Source organism: Aromatoleum bremense, assembly GCF_017894365.1.
GTDB lineage: Bacteria > Pseudomonadota > Gammaproteobacteria > Burkholderiales > Rhodocyclaceae > Aromatoleum > Aromatoleum bremense.
Window position 1 is genome coordinate 363,582 of record NZ_CP059467.1, and the last position, 22,615, is coordinate 386,196.

A 22,615-nucleotide genomic window follows, 5' to 3' on the forward strand; every position below is an offset into this window, starting at 1 on the left:
AAGCGGTGTCGATCGTCGATGACCACGCAAACGGGGGCGATTGCGCAAGATCTACCCCTGCCAGATCACCCAGAGCTTTTCCTGCCACCCCAGCGAACCCCACCAGCGCTCCCCTTCCTCGTACAACGTGATGCCCTCGGAGGTGAGCGTGTAGTAGTGGGCGAGCAGGCCCACCCTCGCGCGGGGGGCGATGTAGCCGTTGCGCTCCAGGTATCCGAAGAAATGCACCGCCAGCGGAACACCTTCAAGGTGCATCAGGCACGACATATCCAGAAGTCGTATGAACGGATGTCCCGATCGCATCGCACGCAATATCTTGAGGACGTGCCATCGATGGGGAACCCGTTCCTGCCTTGACAATTCAATGGCACTCGAGATCATCGTAGGCTCCAGGATGGGCAGTCGGAAGGGACACTGCCTGAAGCAAATTCAACTCCTTCCTTGCCCCGCCAACGGGCCGGGACCTGCCGGGAGGTCGAATTTGCCGTGGACCGGCTTTCGGATCGGCCGAGCCATCGTCGGCCGTTTGACAACACGATGAACCGCTAAGTGCATTCGCGATGCTTCCAGGCCCGTAATCCGTCAGCGCGTCGACCTCAGCGATGCGGCCTTTCTCGCTGTTCGGATTCCTGCCGACAGCACGGCCGGCCCGTGCTTCAATGATCGCTTCGCCTCCGGTGGCGGTGCGTATGTCCCGGCCCCTCGGCAAACGCATGCTTCGCCGCCGTCATTGCGGCGAGCGCCGACGCGACGCGGCGATTGATGCTCTCCTTCGGCATGACGCCCTTCGCATCGGGCGTGCCGGCGGCCAGCCCCGTCAGCACGGTCATCGCTTCATCGACCGTTGCGACGCTGTAGATGTGAAACCGTCCGTTTCGCGCCGCCTCGACGACATCGTCGCGCAGCATCAGGTGCCGCACGCTCGCCGACGGGATCACGACGCCCTGCTCCCCGGTCAGCCCGCGTATCGCGCAGAGGTCGAAGAACCCTTCGATTTTTTCGTTCACGCCGCCGATCACCTGGACCTCGCCAAGCTGGTTGACCGATCCGGTAACGCCGAACGACTGGCGGATCGGCACCTGCGCGAGCGCGGACAGCAGGGCGCACAGCTCCGCGAGCGACGCGGAGTCGCCTTCGACGGGCACGTACGACTGCTCGAACACGAGACTCGCCGACAACGACAGCGGCTGATGGCGGGCATAGCGGGATGCCAGGAAAGCCGAGAGAATCAGCACGCCTTTCGAGTGGATCGCCCCGCCGAGCTCGATTTCGCGTTCGATATCGATGACGTCGCCTTCACCGAGCCGCGCCGTCGCAGTGATCCGCACCGGGTGGCCGAAGCGCTCTCCCGCCATGTCGACGATCACCAGGCCATTGATCTGGCCACAGCGTTCGCCCGACGTCGAAATCAACGTCGTCCCCTCGACCATCGCTTCCAGTACCCGCTCGGAGTAGCGCGCATAACGCCGTGCACGCGAAGCCACGGCGAGATCGACCTGCGCACGCCCGATGATCGTCAGCTTCGCGCTGCGCGCATGGTAATCGGCCTCGCGCATCACATCGGCGAGCAGGCGAGTCTGCAGCGTCAGCCGCCCGCCGTCTTCGGCAACGCGGGCGCCGTGTTCGACCATGCCGGCGATGCCGCTCCGGTCGAGCGGCAGCAGGCCCGCCGTGCGTGCGAGCGTCGCCAGAAGATGCGCGTAACGCATGACGTTCTCGGCCGTTCGCGGCAGATCGTCGTCGAAATCGGCAGCCACCTTGAACAGCTCGGGAAAATCAGGATCGTGCTCGGTCAGCAGGAAGAACAGCTCGCGATCGCCGATCAGCACGACCTTGATGTCGCATGGCACCGGCTCGGGTTCGAGGGTCACGATGCTGGTCCAGCCCTGCGCCTCGGCCGGGGGCTCGATGCGGATCTCGCGCCCCCGCAGCACCCGCTTGAGTCCATCCCACGCAAATGGTTGCCCGAGCAGGCGCTCGACATCGATGACCAGGTAGCCACCGCAGGCCCGGTGCAGCGCCCCGGCACGGATCAGGTTGAAGTGCGTCACCAGCGTGCCCATCTGCGCGATGTGCTCGATGCGGCCGATAAGGTTGACGAAACCCGGATTGTCCTCGTACACGACGGGCGCTCCGCGCGTCGATGAGTGATCGACGAGGAGGTTGATCTGGTAACGGTGGAATCGCGTCCGCGCCTCGTCCTCGGAGACGTCTTCCTCATCTTCCCCGCCAGCCCACTCGTCACCACTGTCGAGCAATTCGGCGGTGATCGCCGAAAGGAAGCTCCCCACCTGCTCCAGGTCTGCGTAGCGCTCGCGCAAGCCCCGTGTCAGGTGCGACACAGCCGGCGCCAGCGCGTCACGCGCGGCCCGCTTCATTGCCTCGTACAGTTCCTTGCGCCAGCCGGGAAATTGCTCAAGTAAATCGGTGAGCCGCTCGCTCCAGGCGCCGACCTTGGCCTCGATCGCATCCCGCTCGGGCTGCTGCAAGACCTCGAACTCCTCCGGCGACATCGTCTCCCCGTCGCGAATGGGTGCAAAGACAAAGCCTTCGGGCGTGCGGAGCAGTGAAATTCCTTCCGCCGCGCACGCCTGCCCGAGCTCACGCAGCGCAGCTTCCTCGCGCGACTTGTGCGCTTCCTGCAAGGATTCGCTGCGGCTGCTGTAAGTGTCGCTGTCGAGGGCGGCGTCGATCGCCGGCCGCAATTCGCGGATGAACGCCTGCATGTCGGCACGCAGCATCGCACCTCGCCCCGCCGGCAGGGTCAGCAGCCGCGGGCGCAGCGGATCGTCGAAGTTGTGCAGATAGCACAGGTCCCGGGGTACTTCACCCTGGTCCGCGAATTCGCGCAACACCCGCTGCACGGCGACATGGCGACCCGTGCCGGATTCACCGAGAACGAAAACATGGTACCCGGGCTGGCGCATCGCAAGACCGAAACGCAGCGCGTCCTCGGCCCGTGCCTGCCCCAGCCCTCCCGGCAGATCGGGGAGACCGGCTGTCGAATCGAATTCGAATACGTCCGGGGCACAGACCACGCGCAGCCGGTCCGCAGGCAGCGGCTCGAAATCGGCCATATCGTCGTTCTCCAGATGCCGAAATGAAACGGGAGCTTCGGGCCCACCTGCCCGAAGCTCCCGTCATGATCCCCTTCAATCCGCCCGAACGGCAAGCCGCCGATCAACCATAATCCCTGCGCCGCACGTCGTTCCCCCAGCGGTGATTGTTGGGGCTGATCTCGTTTTCGAACTGTGGAAAACGCCGGTCGTGCTCGAGAAGCAGCGACATGATCGTTGCGCCGTGTTCGCGCGGAAACCCCTGTCGGGTACCGCCGCGCGTGTCGGTCATCAGCATGAAAAGGAACTTCCGACACTCCGGGCTTCCCCACACCAGGTCGATTTTCCGCAGATGCGGAAACCGCTCGTAGAGCTCTTCGGTAGATGTCTCGGTGACTCTTCCCCTCATCGGAACCACTCCGTCCGGCCTCGTACAGCCGTTGAAATCCAGAATTCGCCTTTATATCCGACAAGCCGATTCCGAACCACCGGGACCAGCAACCCGTCGTGACACAGTACGCAGACCCGGAGGAACACGATGGATTCAGGTACCGGAGCGGGCCGGCTTGCGCGCCCTGTTGATGCTGCCGATAATGGATAAAGTCATCGGCTGCCATCCTGGCTGCTTGCTCCAGGGCAAGGAATCTGCAGGCTCGGCGCCCGATAATCGCCAAAAGCTCTCAGCGAAAACCGCCTCACATGAAAATCATCCCGATCCAGCCAGGCCCTTCGACCGCTTTACCGGCCGTCCCTGGCACCGCCTATCCGACGCACGGCCCGCTGAAGGATCGCCGGGACCGGGCAGTGCAGGACCTCAGGATTTCCGTCACCGACCGCTGCAATTTCCGCTGCATCTACTGCATGCCACGCTCGGTGTTCGGTGCCGACTACCCGTTCCTGCCGCGCAAGGAATTGCTGTCGTTCGAGGAAATCACCCGCGTCGCCCGCCGCTTTGCAGCACGCGGCGTACGCAAGATCCGCATCACCGGGGGCGAGCCGCTGCTGCGCAAGCATGTCGAGAATCTCATCGAAATGCTGGCGCAGATTCCCGACATCGAACTGACGCTCACGACCAACGGCGTGCTGCTGCCGAAGATGGCGCGGACCTTGAAGGACGCGGGCCTCGATCGCGTGACGGTCAGCCTCGACGCGATCGACGATCCGACCTTCCGGCTGATGAACGATGCCGATTTCCCGGTCGCGGCGGTGCTCGAAGGCATCGCCGCGGCGAAGGATGCGGGGCTCGGACCGATCAAGGTGAACATGGTCGTCAAGCGCGGCGTCAATGACCAGGGCGTCATCGAGATGGCGCGCCATTTCCGCGGCAGCGGCCACATCCTGCGCTTCATCGAATTCATGGACGTCGGCAGCTCGAACGGCTGGAAGCTGGATTCGGTCGTGCCGTCGCGTGAAATCATCCAACGCATCGACCAGGTCTTCCCGCTCGAACAGGTCGATCCGAACTACACCGGCGAAGTCGCCGAACGCTGGCGCTATCGCGATGGCGCCGGGGAGATCGGGGTCATCTCGTCGGTGACGCAGGCATTCTGCTCGACCTGCTCGCGCATCCGGCTGTCGACCGAAGGCAAACTCTACACCTGCCTGTTCGCACAGACCGGGCACGATCTGCGTGACATGTTGCGCGCGGGCGTCTCCGATGCCGAGATCGACCAGACGATCGCCGGCGTGTGGCACAACCGGGAAGACCGCTACTCGGAGATCCGCACCGCGAACACCGCCGGACTGCGCAAGATCGAGATGTCCTACATCGGCGGCTGAGCCACACCGACGGCACGCATGCCGTCCTCCATCAGCCCGCGCCGCCTTCCGCCCGCCTCGCGGGCGCCACCACCACCGGGACCAGTTCGTCACTGGCACCCTGGTCGAGCTGCGCCGATTCGATCTTCTGGAAATGCGCAGTGATCTTGCGCGAGCTGACCTGCACGTCCTGAACATCCTTGCTCGCCTGCTCGATGTGGCGTGCGAGCGCGTTCATGCGTTCGTCGAAGCGCGCAAAGTCCTTCGCGAGCTTGCCGAGCGCATCCTTGATGACGTGCACCTGCTTGCGCGTTTCGACGTCCTTCAATACTGCGCGCGCGGTGTTCAGCACCGCCATCAGCGTCGTCGGCGACACGATCCATACCCGGCGCCCCTGCGCATAGGCGACGACCTCCGGATGATGGGCATGGATCTCCGCGAACACGGCCTCGGCAGGCACGAACATCACCGCGCCGTCGGAAGTCACGTCGGGGATGATGTATTTCGATGCGATCGCGTCCACATGCCGCCTGACATCCGCGCGGAACGCCGTCTGCGCGAGCTTGCGGTCGATGTCGGAAACGCCTTGGCCGACCATACGGTGGTAGTTTTCGAGCGGAAACTTCGAATCGACGCCGACCAGGCCGGTCGGCTCGGGCAGGCGCAGCGCGCAATCGACACGCGCGTTGTTCGGCAGCGTGTGCTGGAATTCGTAGGAATCGGGCGGCAGCATGTTCCGCACCAGCGCCTCGAGCTGGACTTCGCCGAACGCCCCGCGCGCGCGCTTGTCGCCGAGCAGTTCCTGCAGGCTGACGACGTTCGTTGTCAGACCGTCGATCTTTTTCTGCGCCTCATCGATCGTAGCGAGGCGTGCCATGACGTTCGTGAACGTCTCGTTGGTCTTGCGAAAGCCTTCGTCGAGGCGCTCGTTGACGTGGCCGGACAGGGTTTCGAGACGACGATCGACGCTGCGCGTCATCGCTTCGATGCTTGCAGCGAGCTGGCCCGACGCGCCCGCCAAGCCGCGCTGCAGCAGGTCGCGATCGGCGCGCGCATGTTCCGCCAGCCGGTCGGCCTGGCGCGCTAGGCCGTCGTGCAGGTCGCCGAGCATCGCGCGGTGCTGCCCGGCGAGCGCGGCGCCGACTTCGCCGACGAGCACCTCGGGAAGATCCTGTTCGAGCCGGCGCATGCGCCACGCCAGCCAGACGACGATCACGATCAGTCCGGCCACCAATCCGGGCAGCATGTATTCAGGCATCCGCACCGCACTCCGTTCGAAATCGTGCCGGATTATAGCCACGATGATTCGACGCGCCCCGCCCGATTGCGACAACCGCGGCGGCACCATCGGCCAGGGCCACCGGACCTCGGCAGATAGTCGGCCGAAGCGCCGCAGGGATGCCGACGGCCGGCGCCGGAATCACGCCGACGCGCGCAGGCTCGCGAGCGGCGGGCGCGCGAGCAGCTTGCGCGTGCCGAGCCAGCCCCCGGCGACCACGCCGCCCGCGCCGATGACGATCGCGAGCACGGTCGGCCACGGCGCCGGCACGTACGCCATCTTGAACACGTAATGCGCAAGGGCCCAGCCGATCACCGTGGCACCGACGCCGGCCAGCGCCCCGGCGACGCCGCCGAGCACGAGAAATTCGGCGAGCAGCGCGTCCCGCACCTGGCGGTTGCGCGCGCCGAGCGTGCGCAGCACCGCGAGTTCGTAATCGCGCTCGTCGTGCGTCGATTGCAACGCAGCGTAGAGCACGACGAACCCTGCCAGCACCGCGAAGCCGAACACGAACTGCACGATCAGCACCAGCTTGTCGGTCATCGAGCGGACCTGCTCGATGACCGCGCCGACGTCGATGACGGACAGGTTCGGGAAGCGGGCCACCAGCGCGGCCGTGAGCGCGTACCTGTCGGGCGGCAAACGAAAGCTCGTGATCAGGCTCGCCGGATCGCCTTCGAGCATGCCGGGCGCGGCGATGAAAAAGAAATTGACGCGCATCGAATTCCAGTCGAGCTCGCGCACGCTCGTGATCGGTGCCTCGACGAGGCGTCCGGCGACATCGAAGCGCACGCGGTCGCCGACCTGCAACGCGAAAGTCTGCGCGAGGCCTTTCTCGACCGAAAACTGAGGTTCGCGCTGATCGCCGTGCCAGCGTCCGTCCGCGACCCGATTTCCGTCGGGAAGCATGGCGCCGTAGCTCAGGTTGAATTCCCGTTCGGCGAGCCGTTTCGTGCGCTGATCGACGAAATCGTCCGGATCGACCGGCCGGTCGTTGATCGCGACCAAGCGGCCGCGGATCATCGGCATGATGTCGGGGGCAACGAGTCCGTGGTCCACGAAGAACGCCGCGAGCGCTTCGCGCTGATCGGGCTGGATGTTGATGATGAAGCGGTTCGGCGCCTCCGGCGGCGTCATCCCGCGCCAGTTCTCGAGCAGATCGGTACGCACCAGCGTCAGTAGCAGCAGCGCCGTCATGCCCAGCCCGAGCGCGGTCGCCTGGATCACGCTGCCCGCCATGCGCCGCGCGAGCGACGCGAGCCCGTAGCGCCAGCCGCCATGGCGGATCGTGCGGCGGCCCCTGGACCCGGCAATCGCATGCAATACGCCCCACGCTGCGAGCGCAAACAGGCCGAGCGCCGCCACAAAGCCGGCCGCGACCGTCGCCCCGAGCTTCAGGTCGCCGGCAATCCAGAAAATGATCGCGAGCAGCGCGCCGGCCCCGCACGCCCATGCGAGTCCGCTGACCGGCTCGACCGCACCCATTTCTCGCCGCAGCACGCGCACCGTCGATACCTTCCCGAGCCGCAGCAGTTGCGGCAGCACGAAGCCGACCAGCAGCACCATGCCGACCGCCACGCCATGCGCAAACGGCAACAGCGACGGCGCCGGCAGCTCCGCCCCCATCACTTCAGCGAGCACCGCCGCGAGCCCGAACTGCACTGCCCAGCCGGCCACGCCGCCGAGCGTGGCGGCGACGAGCCCGAAGAAGACGAACTCGCCGACGACGATCCACAGCACCTGCGCCTGGCCCGCGCCGAGGCAGCGCATCACCGCGCAGCCATCGAGATGACGCTGCATGAAGCGGCGCGCCGCGAGGCCGACCGCGACCGCGGCGAGGATCACCGCGAGGAGTGCCGCGAGCCGCAGGAAGCGCTGCGCCTGGTCGAGCGCGCCGCGCACCTCGGGGCGCGCATTCTCGATGCTCTCGACCGCCTGCCCGCGCCCGAGCCGCTGCCGCGCCCAGCGCTCGAAGCCCGCGACGGCGTCCGGCTCGCCGGCCAGATGCAGGCGCCACCTCGCGCGGCTGCCGGCGATCAACAGGCCCGTTGCGGGCAGGTCCGCCGCGTTGAAGATCGCGCGCGGCAGCAGGCTGAAGAAATTCGCGCCGCGGTCCGACTCGAAGCTCACCATGGCGCCGACGCGGAACTCGAGCTGTCCGAGTCCGATTTTGTCGCCGACCGCGACACCGAGCGCGGCGAAGAGCCGCTCGTCGAGCCATACTTCGCCGCGCTGCGGCATTCGCTCGGCGACTGCATCCGGCCGGTTCGGACCGGGCGCGACGCGCACGCTGCCGCGCAGCGGATAGTCCGCCTCGACCGCCTTGACGCCGGCCAGCTGGGCCGCCTCTGCCGTGCTCACCATGCTGGTGAATACCACCGTCTCGGCGGTCCGCAGGCCGCGCCGCCGCGCTTCGTCCGCGAATTGCCGCTCCCACGGCCGGTCGGCACGCAGCAACAGGTCGCCCCCGAGCAACTGGTTCGCTTCGCGGTCCAGCCCGCGCGACACGCGGTCGGCAAGGAAACCGACGCTCGTCAGGCTCGCCACCGCGATGACGATGGCGAGCCCGAGCAGGAGCAGCTCGCCCGCGCGCAGGTCGCGCAACATCATGCGCCATGCCAACCGGATGGTTTTCATATCGACCGGAGGATCCTGTTGCGCACGCTCACCGCGCCGGCGCCAGCACTTTGCGCACCAGTTCGACCCAGTACGCGACGCCGGTCGCGATGATGTCGTCGTTGAAGTCGTAGGTCGGGTTGTGCAGCATGCACCCGCCCTCGCCCTCGCCGTTGCCGATCCAGACGTAGCAGCCGGGCTTGCGCTGCAGGAAGTACGCGAAGTCCTCGGCCCCCATGCTCGGGCGCGCGTCGGTCGCGACATTCACCGAGCCGACCAGCTCGCTCGCAACTTCCGCACAGACGGCAGCTTCCGCCGCGCTGTTTATCGTCGGCGGATAGCCGCGGCGATAATCCAGCGTGACTTTCACATCGCACGCCGCGGCGACGCCGTCGCAGATGCGCCGCAGCGCCGATTCGACCCGGTCCTGCACGACTTCGCTGAAGGCACGCACGGTGCCGCACAACTGGGCGCGGTCGGGTATCACGTTGTACGCCTCGCCGGCATTGAACCGCGTAACGGAAACCACCGCCGAGTCAATCGGATCGAGGGTACGGCTGACGATGGTCTGGATCGCCTGCACCAGCGCCGCACCGGCGGTCACCGGGTCGGCGCCCAGATGAGGCATCGCCGCGTGTGCGCCGTGGCCGAGCAGATCGATGTCGAAACGGTCGGCGCTCGCCATGACCGGGCCACTGCGCACGCCGAACTGTCCGGCGGGCATGCCGGGCCAGTTGTGCATGCCAAAAACGGACTCCATCGGGAAACGTTCGAACAGGCCGTCCTCGATCATCGCCAGCCCGCCCCCTTCGCCCTCCTCGGCAGGCTGGAAAATCAGATACACCGTGCCGTCGAAGTCGCGTCGCGCCGCGAGCGCCTCGGCCGCACCGAGCAACATCGTGGCATGTCCGTCATGCCCGCAGGCGTGCATGCACCCTTCGTGCACGGAACGGTGGGCGAACTCATTGCGCTCCTGCATCGGCAGCGCGTCGATATCGGCGCGCAGGCCGATCGCCCGCAGGCTGCGGCCGCCGCGCACGACGCCGACGACCCCGGTCTTGCCGAGGCCGCGGTGGACTTCGATGCCCGCGGCTTCAAGATGGCGCGCGATCAGCTCGGCGGTACGGTGTTCGGCGAACGCGAGCTCGGGATGGGCGTGGAGGTCGCGGCGTATCTCGGTCAGTTTCGCGAGGCGGGGCCGGATGGATTCGATGACGCTCATGTCTGCCCCCTTGTGAGCCGGGTTTCAGTGACGTAGTGCGAAAACATCGAGTGTAATGATCCTGGCGCCGGCCGTCGAACCCAGGCGCCGTCTCCTCGATCGCAGCCGTGAATTGCTCCCCCTCCACGGGGAAGGCCGGTCGCCTTCCCCGTGGAAAGTGTTGCAGCCCTTCGTTACGAGGGCCTCAGATGACGCCCTGCGAAAGCATCGCGTCGGCGACCTTGACGAAGCCGGCGACATTCGCGCCGTCGGAGTAACTCACGGTCCCGTCGGGCCTGGTGCCGTACTGCAGGCACATGCGGTGAATTCCCTGCATGATCTCGAGCAGCCGCCCGTCGACCTCTTCGCGGGTCCACGACAGGCGCATCGCGTTCTGGCTCATCTCCAGCCCGGAAGTGGCCACGCCGCCCGCGTTACTCGCCTTGCCCGGCGCATACAATACGCCGTTCTGCTCGAACACACGCACCGCCGCGGCATTGCACGGCATATTCGCCCCTTCGGCGACGCATTTCACGCCGTTCCTGACCAGCATCGCGGCGTCGTCACCGTCAATCTCGTTCTGCGTCGCACACGGGAACGCGATGTCGACCGGCACGTGCCACGGCCGCTTGCCGGCCTCGAAATACAGGCCGAGTCGTTCAGCGTATTCGCTGACGCGACCGTAATGGACGTTCTTGACGTCCATCAGCACCGCGAGCTTTTCGGCTGTGAAGCCTGCCTCGTCGATGACGGTGCCGCTCGAGTCGGACGCGGTGATGACCTTCGCGCCGAGCGCCATCGCCTTCTCGATGCCGTACTGCGCGACGTTGCCCGAGCCCGAGACCGAGACCGTCATGCCCGCCATCGTCTTGCCGGCGTGACGCAGCATCTCTTCGGCGAAATAGACGGTGCCGTAGCCGGTGGCCTCCGGACGGATCAGCGAGCCGCCGAAGCTCAGCCCCTTGCCCGTGAACACGCAGCTCGCCTTGTTCGACAGCTTCTTCATCATGCCGGCGAGGAAGCCGATCTCGCGCCCCCCGACGCCGATGTCACCGGCCGGCACATCGGTATCCGAACCCACATGCCGATACAACTCGGTCATGAAACTCTGGCAAAAACGCATCACCTCGCCGGGGCTGCGCCCTTTCGGATCGAAATCGGAGCCGCCCTTGCCGCCGCCCATCGGCAGCGTCGTCAACGCATTCTTGAACGTCTGCTCGAACGCCAGGAACTTCAACACCGACAGGTTCACCGAGGGGTGGAAGCGCAAGCCGCCCTTGAACGGTCCGATCGCGGAACTGTGCTGGATGCGAAAGCCGCGATTGACCTGCACTTCGCCGCGGTCGTCGACCCACGACACCCGGAACTGGATGACGCGCTCCGGCTCCACGAGACGGTCGAGCAGGCCGTGTTCGGCATAGCGCGGATGTTCGGAGATGAACGGCCAGAGGCTTTCCATGACCTCGGCCACCGCCTGGATGAACTCGGGCTGACCGGGGTTGCGTTGTTCTACATGAGACAGGAACTCTTCGAGGGACTGATAGCGCATTGCATTGGCCTTTGTCAGGAAGGTGACCGGACACCCGCGAGGCGCGGGCGGACGGAGATTTTCCTCGAAGTTGCCGTTCCATGCACTATTTTCGTGCATTACGCGCCGCATTCTGGTGCATTCGCAGTTTCATCGCGAACGAACCGCGCCAAAACCCTTATCTGGTCTCGATCCGCAGAGCCGGCGACGCCTTCGTGCGCCTGCTGCGCTCGGTTCGTACCAATTCGGCGATGTCGGTGTTGCCGTTGGCCTGCGCCCAGCTGTCGACCGTGAAGCCCGCATCGTTCTTCTGCTCGAGATCGACGTCCGTGCGCAACAGCCGGCGTACGACGTCGACGTGCCCGTTGCGCGCGGCAAGCATCAGCGCGTTCGACTTGTTCGGCGCCAACGCGTTGACGTCCGCACCCTGCGCAAGCAGGCGTTCGAGGATCGCGGCACGGCCCTCGAAGGCGGCGTACATCAGCGGCGTCCAGCCGTCGTGATTGACCGGAGCGCCCGCATCGAGGAGCAGGTCCACGACCTCGTCATGGCCCTTGAGCACCGCCATCATCAACGCCGAATCGCCCGCCGCGTTGCGTTGCCCAAGCTTTGGACGGAATTCGAGAATCGCCGCGACGGTGTCCGCGTGACCTTCGCGCGCCGCGAGGATCAGCAGCGTATTGCCCTGCTCATCGACGGTGTTCGGATCGAGCCCGCGGCTGAGCAGCTGTACCAGCGGCCAGGTGTCGCCGAGCCGCGCGGCGTTCAGCGAATCGTCGTAGCTGCTGGCCTGGACGGGTGCGCTGCCGAGCGCCAGGGCAAACAGCGCGGCAAGGATCGTTCGCTTCATGGGATCAGGATCTCCGGGCGTGGCGGAACAGGCGGAAGAAATTTTCGGTCGTTGCCGCGGCGATGCGCTCCAGCGGCTCGTTGCGCAAGCGCGCGATCTCTTCGGCGACGTGCACCACCCAGGCGGGTTCGTTGGTCTTGCCGCGGTGCGGTACCGGCGCGAGATACGGCGCATCGGTTTCGATCAGCAGGCGATCGAGCGGAACGTACTGCGCGACCGCCTTGAGCTCGGCCGCGTTCCTGAACGTGACGATGCCGGAGAAGGAAATGTAGAAGCCGAGGTCGAGCGCCGCTTCGGCCACCTCGCGCGTCTCGGTGAAGCAGTGCATGACGCCGCCCGCCCCGGCGGCATCTTCTTCGCGCATCAGGCGCAGCGTATCGGCCGCTGCGGAGCGGGTATGGATGATCAGCGGTTTGCCGCAGGCCCGCGCGGCACGAATGTGGGTGCGAAAGCGCGCCCGCTGCCATTCGGGAGCGTCCTTCTGCCAGTGGTAATCGAGGCCCGTCTCGCCGATCGCGACCACTTTCGGGTGATCGGCGAGCGTGCCGAGGCGCGCGTCGTCGGGCTCCTCGACGTCGTCGTTGTCGGGATGAACGCCGACCGAGGCGAAGAGATTCGCATGACGCTCGGCGAGCGCCAGCACACGCGGGAAGTCTTCGAGCTTCACGCTCACGCACAGCGCATGACCGACCCGATTGGCGGCCATCGCCGCGAGCACGGCGTCTTCACGCGCGGCGAGGTCGGGGAAATCGAGATGACAATGGGAATCGACGAACATCGGGGAAACCGGGCGGAATCAAAGGGTGTGGGTCGGGCGACTGGAACCGAGGTGCCCGGCGAGGATCTGCTCGATGCGCCCGCGCAGCGCGCGTCCCGAATCGTCGGCGCTGAAATGCACGCCGATCCCCTGCGTCCGGCCGCCCTGGGCGCCATGCGGCGTGATCCATACGACGGTCCCCGCAACCGGGTGCTTCGTCGGGTCGTCCATCAGTTGCAGCAGCATGAACACCTCGTCGCCGAGCTGGTGGGGCCGCGGCGTCGGCACGAAGATGCCGCCGTTCGCCAGGAATGGCATATAGGCGGCGTACAGCGCGGACTTCGAGTTGATGTTCAGCGACAACACGCTCGGACGTGCGGCGCTCGGTTTGCTTTCGCTCACGATCGGGGTCCGGCCACCGCGCGCGCATAGCGCAGCAGCATGTCTTCGAGCATCAGTCGGGCATTCAGCGGATGCTGTGCGACCCGGCGAATCCGGGCGAGTTCATTGTAGCAGTTCAGCACCGCGGCCACGTTCGAGCGCTGCGCCAGCGCGCACACCACCCCTTCCTCGCGGGGAAAGAACCGCACGCGGCCACCGAGGCGCAGCGACGCGAGATCGGTGACCCAGCGCTGCATCCATTCGACCAGCTGCACGATACCGAAACCGGCTGCGAGCGCTTCCTTCGATTTCAGCCAGGCGTCCCACTGGCCCGCGAGCTGGAGCGGATCGGCCGCGGGCAACTGCGCCACGTCGCGCACGAAACGGGCAAGCAGCGCGCCGGCGCCCTGCCCGGCCAACCGCTGCGCTGCAAGCGGCATGCCGCCGGTCAGGGCGAGGAGGTCCGCTGCCGGCGCTTCCTGCGTGCCGAGCCACTGCCCGACCACGTCCGCCGCGGGCCGTGAAAAGCTCCACTGCTGGCAGCGGCTGCGGATCGTCGGCAGCAGGCGGCGCGGAGCCGACGACACGAGCACGAACAGGCAACCGGCGGGAGGCTCTTCGAGCAGCTTCAGCAGCGCGTTAGCGGTATACGGGTTCATCGCGTCGGCCGGATCGACGACGATGACGCGCCGGCCGCTCTGGTGGCCGGTCACCGACAGCGATTGCTGCAGGTCGCGGATCTGCTCGATGACGATCTGCGTGGACTTCTTCTTTGCCGACCCGACATCGCGTTCCCCGCCTTCCCTGCCCTCGTCGCCGGCTTCCATATCGGCAGCGGGCACGATCATGAAGAGATCGGGGTGGTTGCCCGAGCGGCGCAGCTGGCAAGTCGTGCACCGGTCGCAGGCGCAGCCGTCCGGGCGAGGCGTCGCACACAGCAGCCGCGCCGCCAGCGCGTCGGCCAGATCGCGCTTGCCGAGTCCCGCCGGCCCGACGAACAGCAGCGCGTGCGGCAGGCGTTCACCGAGCGCGACGAGCCGCTGCCAGGTTTCCTGCAGCCACGGGTGGATCATCGCAGGCAACACTCCTCGACGATCGCCTCGACCTCGGCGCGGATCGATTCGGCCGTACCTCCGGCATCGATGATCCGGATCCGCCCGGGCGCCATACGCGCCCGTTCGAGGTACGCGGCGCGCACCCGCTCGAAGAAATCGCGCTGCTCGCGCTCGAAGCGATCGGGTTCTGCACCGCCTTTTGCGAGCCGCGCGGCGGCGACCTCCGGCGGCAGATCGAAGACGAGCGTCAGGTCGGGCTGGAAGCCCGGATGCACCCACGCCTCGAGCGCTGCGAACTTCGCCGGGTCGAGGCCGCGCCCGCCCACCTGGTACGCATAGGTGGCATCCGAAAAGCGGTCCGACACGACCCACCGCCCGGCCGCGAGTGCCGGCAGGATGCGCGCGGCGAGATGCTCGCGGCGCGCGGCGAACATCAGCATCGCTTCGGTCTCGAGGTGCATCGGCTCGTGCAGGAGCAGCTCGCGCAATCGCTCGCCGAGCGCCGTGCCGCCGGGTTCACGGGTCTGTTCGATGCACAGGCCGCGCCCCTCGAGCAGCGCGACGACGGCCGCGATCTGGCTGCTCTTGCCCGCCCCGTCTATGCCTTCGAACGTGATGAAACGTGCCTGCGCCTGCGATCCGCTCAACTTCCCGTTCTCCGCTGGTATTGACTCACGGCCTTGTTATGGTCGTTCAGATTCGTCGAAAACTCGCTCGTGCCGTCACCGCGAGAGACGAAATAAAGGTAATCGGTCGTCGGCGGCCTGACCGCGGCCAGCAGCGCGTCGAGTCCCGGCATCGCGATCGGGGTCGGCGGAAGTCCGGCGCGCGTATAAGTGTTGTAGGCGTGATCGCTTTCGAGGTCGCGCTTGCGCAGATTCCCGTCGAACGCGCTGCCCTGGCCGTAGATCACGGCGGGATCAGTCTGCAAACGCATGCCGTTGCGCAGACGATTGACGAAAACCGACGCAATCAGCGCGCGATCTTCCGCGCGACCCGTTTCCTTCTCGACGATCGAGGCGAGAATCAGCGCTTCGTATGGCGACGCGAGAGGCAGATCGGGATTTCGCGTCTCCCACGCCTGCGCCAGTCGTTCGTGCATCGCCCGATAGGTGCGGGCGAGCAGCGCCAGGGCGCTCGACTGCTTGTCGAAAAGATAGGTATCAGGAAAGAACAGCCCTTCAGGGTGGGATTCCGTCGCGCCGATGCGCTGCAGGATCTCCGCCTCCGACAGGCCCGCGGTATCCTGGATCAGGTCGGGGTTTGCTTCGAGTGCGGCCCGTACCTGGCGGAAATTCCAGCCCTCGACGAGGCGCAGTTCAGCCTGCGACACATCGCCGCTCGACAGCTTGAGGATCAGCAGCCACGGCGTGATCCCGGCGTGGACTTCGTAGCTGCCCGCGAGAATGCGGTCGGCCTTGCCCGTGAGCCGCGCGATCCAGTACAGCACGCGCGGATTCACGTCGACGCCCGCATTGGCGATCGCCGCAGCCGCCTCGCGCATCGTAAATCCGCGCTGCACCGTGAAGTCGACGACCGGCCGGGCGAGCGGCAGCGGACGCGTGACATACCACCACGCGGCGGCGAGACTCGCTGCAGCGCCGAGTGCGACGACGAGGAACAATCGGAGGAGCAGCGACTTCATGCGATAGTGAAATAATTGGACCTCGGCGTGTCGGAGGCGATTCGCCGGCGACCGCTTGCGGCGAGCGGACCCTATAATACTTCATCGCATTCTCCGACTCCGGCTTAACGACATGAATACGAATACGACCTGGACCGATTTTCTCATCGCGGAAGGCGCCACGATCGAAAGCGCCGGCATCCGTTTCGATACCCCGGACGCCGGACTTGCGCCGCCTGCCACCGTCGCCGTGCCGCTCGTGCATCTCGGGATGATCCGCAGCCGCGGCGAAGACTCCGCGCCCTTCCTGCACAACCTGTTCTCGAACGACGTCAAGAACCTCTCGGCCGATGGCGCGCAGTGGAACAGCTTCAATTCGCCGAAGGGCAGGATGCTCGCCAGCATCCTGCTGTGGAAAGAAGCCGACGGTCACGCGCTCGTGATGTCCGCCGACCTCCAGCCGGCGCTGCTGAAGAAGCTGTCGATGTACGTGCTGCGCAGCAAGGTCAAGCTCGCCGATGGCGCAGCCGAAACGGCGCTCGTGGGCATCAGCGGCAGCGACGCGGCCCAGGTGCTCGCGCGCACCGGGCTCGCCGTGCCGACCACCGCGATGACGCAGGCCGCGGCAGGAGACACGCGCTGCATTCGCCTCGACGACAACAACTTTCTCGTCGCACTTCCCGTCGCCGAGGCCCCGGGGGCATTCGGCGCGCTGCTCGCGGCGGGCGCCACGAAGGCCGGCACCGCGGCGTGGCAGCTCGCGATGATCCGCGCCGGGGTGCCTCTGATCACCGTTCCGACGCAGGAAGAATTCGTCGCGCAAATGCTCAACTATGAAATCATCGGCGGCGTCAGTTTCCAGAAAGGCTGCTACCCCGGTCAGGAGATCGTCGCGCGGACGCAGTACCTCGGGAAGCTCAAGAAGCGCATGTACCATGTCCGGGTTGCCGATGGCGCGGCGCCGCTGCCGGGCGCCGACGTCTTCGCGCCGGAGTTCGGCAACCAGTCCGCGGGCAAGCTGGTCAACGTCGCGCCCTCCCCCGCAGGCGGGTTCGAGGCGCTCGCGGTCATGCAGACCAGCTGCGCCGAGTCCGGCGACGTGCATCTCGGAAGCCTCGTCGGTCCGCGGCTTTCCTTTCTCGAACTTCCTTACGCCCTGCCCTGAACGATGGTCATCAGCGAAACTGCGCGCATCCATTACTTCATCTACTACCGCATTCGCGCCGGCGTCGACCGCGATGACGCGCATGCGAACGTGCGCGCGATGCAGGCCGCGATTGCCGCCCGCACGATGGTGTCGGGCCGGCTGATGGAGCGTCGCGGCGACGACGCGACGTGGATGGAGATCTACGAATCCGTTGCCGATCCGGCCGCCTTCGAAGCCGCGCTCGGTGCCGAGACCGAAGCGCATCGGCTCGCCGACCTGATCGAGCCCGGTTCGGCCAGGCACCTCGAACGTTTCATCGAATGTGCCTGATCGTCATCGGCTGGCAGGCTCACCCCGACTACCCGCTCGTCGTGGCCGCGAACCGCGACGAGTTCCTCGCTCGTCCCGCAGTGCCCGCCCACTGGTGGAGCGACGCGCCGGATCTGCTCGCCGGCCGGGATCTCGAGGGCGGCGGGACGTGGATGGGGGTCACGCGCAGCGGACGCTTCGCGGCATTGACGAATTATCGCGACCCGACGCTGCACCGGCCGGGCGCGCCGTCGCGCGGCATTCTCGTGCGCGACTGCCTCACTGCCGCCGACAACGCCAATGCCAACGCCCAGGCAACCCTGCGCCGCATTGCTGCGGTCAGTCCGGGCTACGCTGCGTTCAACATGCTCGTCAGCGACGGTCCACATCTGGGCATCCATGAAAGCACCACCGGCGCCATACGGCTGCTCGAAGCGGGCATCTACGGGCTGTCGAACCATCTCCTCGATACGCCGTGGCCCAAGGTCCGGCTCGCCCGCCAGCGCTTCTCCACCGCCCTCGCCCGCCTGCCCGAAGACGAAGAGGACGCGTTCCTCCCGCTGTTGCGCGACGTCGCTGCGGCGCCCGACAGCCACCTGCCGGAGACGGGCGTCAGCGCAGAGTGGGAGCGCTGGCTGTCGCCCGCCTTCATCCGCGCGCCGGGTTACGGCACGCGCTGCTCCACCGTGATCACGATGCGGCGCGACGGCGACGTGAGATTCGTCGAATGGACGTGGGATGACCAGGGCGAATTCGCGAGCGAGGTGCGGCACCGCTTTACCTTACGCACTCCCGTTGCACGCTGAGTGGCAGCAGACGCGCCATGCCTGCCGAATCGCCGCGTGCCGCAGGGCTGCCCTACTCGACGATCTCGACGGCGGTGCCGGCCGGGACGAGTTCGAACAGCTCGATGATGTCCCGGTTGCGCATGCGGATGCAGCCGTGCGAACGCGGCACGCCCATCGGCTCGTCGTCCGGCGTGCCATGAATGTAGATATAGCGGCGCATCGAATCGACGTTGCCGAGCCGGTTGCGACCCGGCTCGCAACCGCACAGCCACAGGATGCGGGACAGGATCCAGTCGCGGCCGGGATGCTGCGCAGCCAAACCGGGCGACCAGACTTCGCCGGTCGGACGCCGTCCACGAAATACCGCGCCCGTCGGCGCGTTGGCGCCGATCCTGGCACGAATGCGGTGGAGACCGCGCGGCGTGCAGCCGCTGTCCCGAATTTCGCCTGCACCCTTTTCGCCGGTCGATACCGGATAGCACCGGATGCATGCACCGTCCGGTCCGAACAGAAACAGCCGCTGCCTGGCGATGCTGATACGGATGTGCACGATCGTCACGCGATGAGAGTACGCCCGCGCCGGGCCGCGAAGAACCCCGACAGCAGGCGGCCGCATTCGTCGGCGAGCACGCCGCCCGCGACCTCCGCGTGATGATTCAGCCGCCGCTCGGCAAAAAGGTCGATGACGCTGCCGGCAACGCCCGTCTTCGGATCGCGGGCGCCGAACACGATCCGCGTAACCCGCGCATGCATGATCGCGCCGCTGCACATCGCGCACGGTTCGAGCGTGACGAACAGTTCGCAGCCGGGGAAGCGGTAGTTTCCGAGCCGCTCGCCCGCGTCGCGCAACGCCATCACTTCGGCGTGCGCGCTCGGATCGTTGCGCCCGATCGGCTGGTTGAAGCCGCGGCCGACGATCTCGCCGTCGAGCACGACGACCGCGCCGACCGGCACCTCGTCGCACGCCCCCGCCATTCGCGCCTGCTCCAGCGCCGCACGCATGAAATCTTCGTCACTCATCGAACTCATCTCCTCGCCCCACAGTTTACTGGAGCGCGCCTGCGCAGCGCCACGACAGCGTGCCCCGGTTGGCTGGCGAAGTTGAATAATCGCGGCGGGGACAATACGATGGCGCGGTTTGCGTCCTGCTCCCCATCTTCCCCGCCCGGCAACATTCAGGCCGTCGTCATCGATGTCAGATAATTCCAGTGTCACCATGGATCAACTCCGGGTCGGGCTGTACGTCGTTCTCGATGTCAGCTGGTTCGAGCATCCCTTTGCATTCAGCCATTTCAAGATCAAAACCGAGGAGCAGATCAGGACCATTCGCAGCCTCGGTCTGAAGACGGTCCGCTACAACCCGTCCCTCAGCGACATCAGCCCGCCGCTCCAGGGCGCGCCACAGCAAGCCCCCTCCGCAGCCGTCGCGGAGGCCAAGCCCGATCTGGCCCCCGCGCTCCAGGCCAAACGCGCATTGATGGAGCGGATAAAAGCCCAGCGCGAAGCCGCCGCACGCATCGAGAGCGCGTTTATCAATTCAGCCAAGGCCATCCGCGACATCGAGAAAAACCTGCTGTCCCGGCCCGCCGAAACCGTGCAGCAGGCGACGCAACTGGTGACGCAGATCGCCGAATCGATACTTTGCGCGCCGGAACTCGCGATCCACGTGATGGGCGACAAGATGGGCGGCGAGGAACTTTATTTTCATTCCTTGAACGTCACGATGCTGTCGATGATGGTCGCGCGCGATATCCGCCTGCCCCAGGCGGTCGTCGGCGTGCTGGGCATGGGCGCGCTGTTCCACGATATCGGCCGCAGGGAAATCCCGAACAGGATCCTGCTGAAGACCGAGCCGCTGACCCAGGCCGAACGCCATCTGTATGAAATGCATTGTCAATACGGCGTTGAAATAGGCCAGCGGTTGCACCTCGTCCCGCCGGTCCTGGCGATCATCCGGGAGCATCACGAGCTGTTCGACGGTACCGGCTACCCGAAGAAACTCAAGGGCGAATCGATCGGACTGCTATCGCGCATTGTCGCCATCGCCAACTATTACGACGAGCTGTGCAATCCCGTCGATATCATCGACGCGATGACGCCGCACGAGGCGCTGTCGGTGATGTTCGCCAAGCTGCGCAACAAGTTCGATCCGAAGCTGCTGCAGATATTCATCCGTTGCCTCGGCGTCTATCCGCCGGGAACGATCGTGCAGCTGTCCAACGGCGTGATCGCGATGGTCGCCACCGTCAATACCGCCGCGCCGATGAAGCCGATGATCGTGATCTACGATGCGAACATCCCGAAGGACGACGCGATCCTCGTCGATCTGGTGCGCGAACCGGATCTGAATATCGCGCGGGCCATCAGGCCTGCGCAGGTACCGGGAGAAATCTACAACTACCTCAGTCCGCGCAAGCGGGTGAGCTATTACTTCGACGCAGGCAAACCTGGTCAGGAATCGGTCGCGACATGAACAGCCTTCCGCAGTTGATGCTCGATCACAGCCCGCACATGATGCTGCTCGTCGAACCAGTCCATCTGGGGATCGTCATGGCCAACCGGATCACCGCGCAGACGCTCGGATATTCCGGCGAAGAGCTGCTCGCGATGACGATCACCGACATCGAAAGCTCGCTGCAGGACGTTTTCTACTGGGAAGACGTGCGCAACGGCCAGTATCGCGAGATCGAGGGCCATGAAGGGCTCTATCACTGCGCCGATGCGTCGATGCTGAACGTCATCAAGTCCGTCCGGGTCGTCGACCACGGCGGGGCGCCCCTGCTGCTGGTGCAGGCGAGGGACGTTCAGAACGAGCGCAAGGTCGAGGACGCGCTGGAACAGACCTTGTCGCAGCTCAGGGCAACGCTCGAATCGACCGGCAACGGAATCCTCGTGATCGACGGGCACGGTCGCATCGCGAGCATGAACCGGCTGTTCAGCACGATGTGGAACATCCCTGACGACTTGCTGCTCGAGCGCAACGACGCGGCGATCATCGAGTTCATGGCGGAGCACGTCGTCGAGTCGGAAAGCTGTCGCGCACGCCTGCAGGCGATCGTCGACAGCAGCGAAACCGAGGATCTCCTGCGGCTCGGAGACGGCCGGGTTTTCGAATGCAAGTCGCGCCCGCAATATCTTGGCGAGCGCATCGTCGGCCGCGTGTTCGGCTACAACGACATCACCCAGCGCACGCATGCCGAAGAGGCGCTGCGCGACTCGCGCGACAGGCTGGAAGAACGCGTGCGGGAGCGGACCGCGGAACTGGAAACAGCGAACGCGACGCTGCTGGCCGAGAAGATGCGTCAGGAGGTGCTGATCAGGAAGCTCGAAGAAGCGCAAAACCAGCTGCTGCAGTCAGAAAAGATGGCCTCCATCGGCCAGCTCGCAGCCGGTGTCGCGCACGAGATCAACAATCCCATAGCGTTTGTAAACTCCAATCTCGGCACCTTGCAGAGGTACGCCAGCGATATGTTGAAGCTGCTGGCGGCCTACGAGCAGCTCGAAGACACGCTGGCTCCGGACAAGCTCCAGGATCTCGACCAGTTGAAGAAGGAAGTGGATGCCGCTTACCTGAGCGAGGACATCGGCAGCCTGCTGAGCGAGTCCCTCGACGGACTGCAGCGAGTCAAACGCATCGTGCAGGACCTGAAGGACTTCTCGCACGTCGACCGATCGGAGCGGGAGTGGGCAAACCTGGAGACGGGGCTCGAGAGCACGCTGAACGTCGTGTGGAACGAACTCAAGTACAAGGCCGAGGTGGTCAAGGAATACAGCAATCTTCCGCAGATCGAATGTTTCCCGTCGCAGCTCAACCAGGTGTTCATGAACCTGCTGATCAACGCGGCGCACGCGATCGAGAATCGCGGCCGGATCACGCTGCGCACGGGGCACGACGAGCAGAACGTCTGGGTGGAAGTGGAAGACACCGGCAAGGGCATCAAGCCGGAGCACGTCGGGCGGATCTTCGAACCCTTTTTCACGACCAAGGCGGTCGGCAGAGGCACCGGGCTGGGCCTGTCGCTTTCATACGGAATCGTACACAAGCATGGCGGCCGTATCGAAGTCCGGAGCGAAGTCGGTACCGGATCGACTTTCAGGGTCGTGCTGCCACGCGACGCAAGCGCCGGTCACAAGGCTCACGGGTAGCGAAAGAGCGGAAACCGCGGGCTTTCGCCGGTGCGCCGGGGCTGGCACGGAGGATTCGGGAGGGGGCAGGGACCAGCGGCCGGTCCCTGCCGTAGGCGGGCGGCGACCGCGCTGCCGCAT

General features: G+C 65.9%; 21 protein-coding genes. 6 read left to right on the forward strand and 15 right to left on the reverse strand.

Annotated features, from left to right (window positions below; translation table 11 throughout):
* Positions 1–51 precede the first annotated feature (51 nt).
* The 3 genes from pbN1_RS20670 to pbN1_RS01680 form a co-directional block, all read right to left on the reverse strand.
* Positions 52–255, reverse strand: a complete 204-nt coding sequence (locus pbN1_RS20670) for a hypothetical protein (protein ID WP_244857108.1) — start codon at positions 253–255, stop codon at positions 52–54.
* A gap of 401 nt (positions 256–656) precedes the next feature.
* Complete coding sequence (locus pbN1_RS01675) at positions 657–3,077, reverse strand: Lon protease family protein (RefSeq protein WP_169202133.1); 2,421 nt, start codon at positions 3,075–3,077, stop codon at positions 657–659.
* Between the two features lie 103 nt (positions 3,078–3,180).
* The gene (locus pbN1_RS01680) at positions 3,181–3,465 is read right to left on the reverse strand and encodes a hypothetical protein (protein WP_169202134.1); all 285 of its coding nucleotides are present in this window, start codon (positions 3,463–3,465) and stop codon (positions 3,181–3,183) included.
* A gap of 290 nt (positions 3,466–3,755) precedes the next feature.
* Between pbN1_RS01680 and moaA the strand changes: the two genes are divergently transcribed.
* Positions 3,756–4,835, forward strand: coding sequence for a GTP 3',8-cyclase MoaA (gene moaA / locus pbN1_RS01685; protein ID WP_169202135.1), 1,080 nt, complete (start codon positions 3,756–3,758; stop codon positions 4,833–4,835).
* Between the two features lie 31 nt (positions 4,836–4,866).
* On the opposite strand, the gene pbN1_RS01690 is transcribed toward moaA, so the two are convergent.
* From pbN1_RS01690 to mltG, 10 genes are all read right to left on the reverse strand, one after another.
* The gene (locus tag pbN1_RS01690; RefSeq protein ID WP_169202136.1) at positions 4,867–6,072 is read right to left on the reverse strand and encodes a DNA recombination protein RmuC; all 1,206 of its coding nucleotides are present in this window, start codon (positions 6,070–6,072) and stop codon (positions 4,867–4,869) included.
* 162 nt (positions 6,073–6,234) lie between these two features.
* Positions 6,235–8,730: an ABC transporter permease gene (locus tag pbN1_RS01695; RefSeq protein WP_169202137.1), complete on the reverse strand. Its 2,496-nt coding sequence runs from the start codon at positions 8,728–8,730 to the stop codon at positions 6,235–6,237.
* A gap of 28 nt (positions 8,731–8,758) precedes the next feature.
* Complete coding sequence (locus pbN1_RS01700) at positions 8,759–9,931, reverse strand: M20 aminoacylase family protein (RefSeq protein ID WP_169202138.1); 1,173 nt, start codon at positions 9,929–9,931, stop codon at positions 8,759–8,761.
* A gap of 184 nt (positions 9,932–10,115) precedes the next feature.
* Complete coding sequence (gdhA, locus tag pbN1_RS01705) at positions 10,116–11,459, reverse strand: NADP-specific glutamate dehydrogenase (RefSeq protein ID WP_169202139.1); 1,344 nt, start codon at positions 11,457–11,459, stop codon at positions 10,116–10,118.
* A 157-nt stretch (positions 11,460–11,616) separates the two neighbouring features.
* Positions 11,617–12,288: an ankyrin repeat domain-containing protein gene (locus pbN1_RS01710; protein ID WP_169202140.1), complete on the reverse strand. Its 672-nt coding sequence runs from the start codon at positions 12,286–12,288 to the stop codon at positions 11,617–11,619.
* A 4-nt stretch (positions 12,289–12,292) separates the two neighbouring features.
* Positions 12,293–13,066: a TatD family hydrolase gene (locus tag pbN1_RS01715; RefSeq protein ID WP_169202141.1), complete on the reverse strand. Its 774-nt coding sequence runs from the start codon at positions 13,064–13,066 to the stop codon at positions 12,293–12,295.
* Between the two features lie 18 nt (positions 13,067–13,084).
* The gene (locus tag pbN1_RS01720) at positions 13,085–13,447 is read right to left on the reverse strand and encodes a PilZ domain-containing protein (protein WP_169202142.1); all 363 of its coding nucleotides are present in this window, start codon (positions 13,445–13,447) and stop codon (positions 13,085–13,087) included.
* Positions 13,444–14,499 carry a DNA polymerase III subunit delta' gene (holB, locus tag pbN1_RS01725; protein WP_168953578.1) on the reverse strand — a complete coding sequence of 352 codons (1,056 nt, stop codon included), beginning with the start codon at positions 14,497–14,499 and terminating at the stop codon, positions 13,444–13,446. Before holB ends, pbN1_RS01720 begins: the two co-directional genes overlap by 4 nt.
* The gene (gene tmk / locus pbN1_RS01730; RefSeq protein WP_169202143.1) at positions 14,496–15,128 is read right to left on the reverse strand and encodes a dTMP kinase; all 633 of its coding nucleotides are present in this window, start codon (positions 15,126–15,128) and stop codon (positions 14,496–14,498) included. The genes holB and tmk overlap by 4 nt, the downstream gene beginning before the upstream one ends.
* Positions 15,125–16,126, reverse strand: a complete 1,002-nt coding sequence (gene mltG / locus pbN1_RS01735; protein ID WP_169202144.1) for an endolytic transglycosylase MltG — start codon at positions 16,124–16,126, stop codon at positions 15,125–15,127. The genes tmk and mltG overlap by 4 nt, the downstream gene beginning before the upstream one ends.
* 112 nt (positions 16,127–16,238) lie before the next feature.
* Between mltG and ygfZ the strand changes: the two genes are divergently transcribed.
* From ygfZ to pbN1_RS01750, 3 genes are read left to right on the forward strand one after another with little or no spacing between them, the layout of a single operon-like run.
* Complete coding sequence (gene ygfZ / locus pbN1_RS01740) at positions 16,239–17,270, forward strand: CAF17-like 4Fe-4S cluster assembly/insertion protein YgfZ (protein ID WP_169202145.1); 1,032 nt, start codon at positions 16,239–16,241, stop codon at positions 17,268–17,270.
* A 3-nt stretch (positions 17,271–17,273) separates the two neighbouring features.
* Positions 17,274–17,582, forward strand: a complete 309-nt coding sequence (locus tag pbN1_RS01745) for a DUF4936 family protein (protein ID WP_169202146.1) — start codon at positions 17,274–17,276, stop codon at positions 17,580–17,582.
* Positions 17,573–18,367: an NRDE family protein gene (locus tag pbN1_RS01750; protein WP_169202147.1), complete on the forward strand. Its 795-nt coding sequence runs from the start codon at positions 17,573–17,575 to the stop codon at positions 18,365–18,367. The genes pbN1_RS01745 and pbN1_RS01750 overlap by 10 nt, the downstream gene beginning before the upstream one ends.
* 52 nt (positions 18,368–18,419) lie before the next feature.
* Here pbN1_RS01750 and pbN1_RS01755 read toward each other — a convergent pair whose 3' ends face one another.
* Positions 18,420–18,908 (reverse strand): L,D-transpeptidase, encoded by a 489-nt coding sequence (locus pbN1_RS01755; protein ID WP_425305748.1) that lies wholly within the window; start codon positions 18,906–18,908, stop codon positions 18,420–18,422.
* Positions 18,905–19,369, reverse strand: coding sequence for a tRNA adenosine(34) deaminase TadA (gene tadA / locus pbN1_RS01760; RefSeq protein WP_169202148.1), 465 nt, complete (start codon positions 19,367–19,369; stop codon positions 18,905–18,907). The genes pbN1_RS01755 and tadA overlap by 4 nt, the downstream gene beginning before the upstream one ends.
* 196 nt (positions 19,370–19,565) lie before the next feature.
* On the opposite strand from tadA, the gene pbN1_RS01765 reads away from it, so the two are divergent.
* The gene (locus pbN1_RS01765) at positions 19,566–20,822 is read left to right on the forward strand and encodes a cyclic di-GMP phosphodiesterase (protein WP_244857110.1); all 1,257 of its coding nucleotides are present in this window, start codon (positions 19,566–19,568) and stop codon (positions 20,820–20,822) included.
* Positions 20,819–22,495 carry an ATP-binding protein gene (locus pbN1_RS01770; protein ID WP_169117895.1) on the forward strand — a complete coding sequence of 559 codons (1,677 nt, stop codon included), beginning with the start codon at positions 20,819–20,821 and terminating at the stop codon, positions 22,493–22,495. Before pbN1_RS01765 ends, pbN1_RS01770 begins: the two co-directional genes overlap by 4 nt.
* The last annotated feature ends 120 nt before the right edge of the window (positions 22,496–22,615 follow it).

Coding starts and splice junctions, on each gene's coding strand:
- mltG (WP_169202144.1), bottom strand. CDS start 16,126: ATGAAGTCGCTGCTCCTCCGATTGTTCCTCGTCGTCGCACTCGGCGCT.
- pbN1_RS01745 (WP_169202146.1), top strand. CDS start 17,274: ATGGTCATCAGCGAAACTGCGCGCATCCATTACTTCATCTACTACCGC.
- ygfZ (WP_169202145.1), top strand. CDS start 16,239: ATGAATACGAATACGACCTGGACCGATTTTCTCATCGCGGAAGGCGCC.
- pbN1_RS01680 (WP_169202134.1), bottom strand. CDS start 3,465: ATGAGGGGAAGAGTCACCGAGACATCTACCGAAGAGCTCTACGAGCGG.
- gdhA (WP_169202139.1), bottom strand. CDS start 11,459: ATGCGCTATCAGTCCCTCGAAGAGTTCCTGTCTCATGTAGAACAACGC.
- pbN1_RS01695 (WP_169202137.1), bottom strand. CDS start 8,730: ATGAAAACCATCCGGTTGGCATGGCGCATGATGTTGCGCGACCTGCGC.
- pbN1_RS01700 (WP_169202138.1), bottom strand. CDS start 9,931: ATGAGCGTCATCGAATCCATCCGGCCCCGCCTCGCGAAACTGACCGAG.
- pbN1_RS01690 (WP_169202136.1), bottom strand. CDS start 6,072: ATGCCTGAATACATGCTGCCCGGATTGGTGGCCGGACTGATCGTGATC.
- tadA (WP_169202148.1), bottom strand. CDS start 19,369: ATGAGTGACGAAGATTTCATGCGTGCGGCGCTGGAGCAGGCGCGAATG.
- moaA (WP_169202135.1), top strand. CDS start 3,756: ATGAAAATCATCCCGATCCAGCCAGGCCCTTCGACCGCTTTACCGGCC.
- pbN1_RS01770 (WP_169117895.1), top strand. CDS start 20,819: ATGAACAGCCTTCCGCAGTTGATGCTCGATCACAGCCCGCACATGATG.
- pbN1_RS01710 (WP_169202140.1), bottom strand. CDS start 12,288: ATGAAGCGAACGATCCTTGCCGCGCTGTTTGCCCTGGCGCTCGGCAGC.
- holB (WP_168953578.1), bottom strand. CDS start 14,499: ATGATCCACCCGTGGCTGCAGGAAACCTGGCAGCGGCTCGTCGCGCTC.
- pbN1_RS01715 (WP_169202141.1), bottom strand. CDS start 13,066: ATGTTCGTCGATTCCCATTGTCATCTCGATTTCCCCGACCTCGCCGCG.
- pbN1_RS01765 (WP_244857110.1), top strand. CDS start 19,566: ATGGATCAACTCCGGGTCGGGCTGTACGTCGTTCTCGATGTCAGCTGG.
- pbN1_RS01750 (WP_169202147.1), top strand. CDS start 17,573: ATGTGCCTGATCGTCATCGGCTGGCAGGCTCACCCCGACTACCCGCTC.
- pbN1_RS01675 (WP_169202133.1), bottom strand. CDS start 3,077: ATGGCCGATTTCGAGCCGCTGCCTGCGGACCGGCTGCGCGTGGTCTGT.
- pbN1_RS20670 (WP_244857108.1), bottom strand. CDS start 255: ATGCACCTTGAAGGTGTTCCGCTGGCGGTGCATTTCTTCGGATACCTG.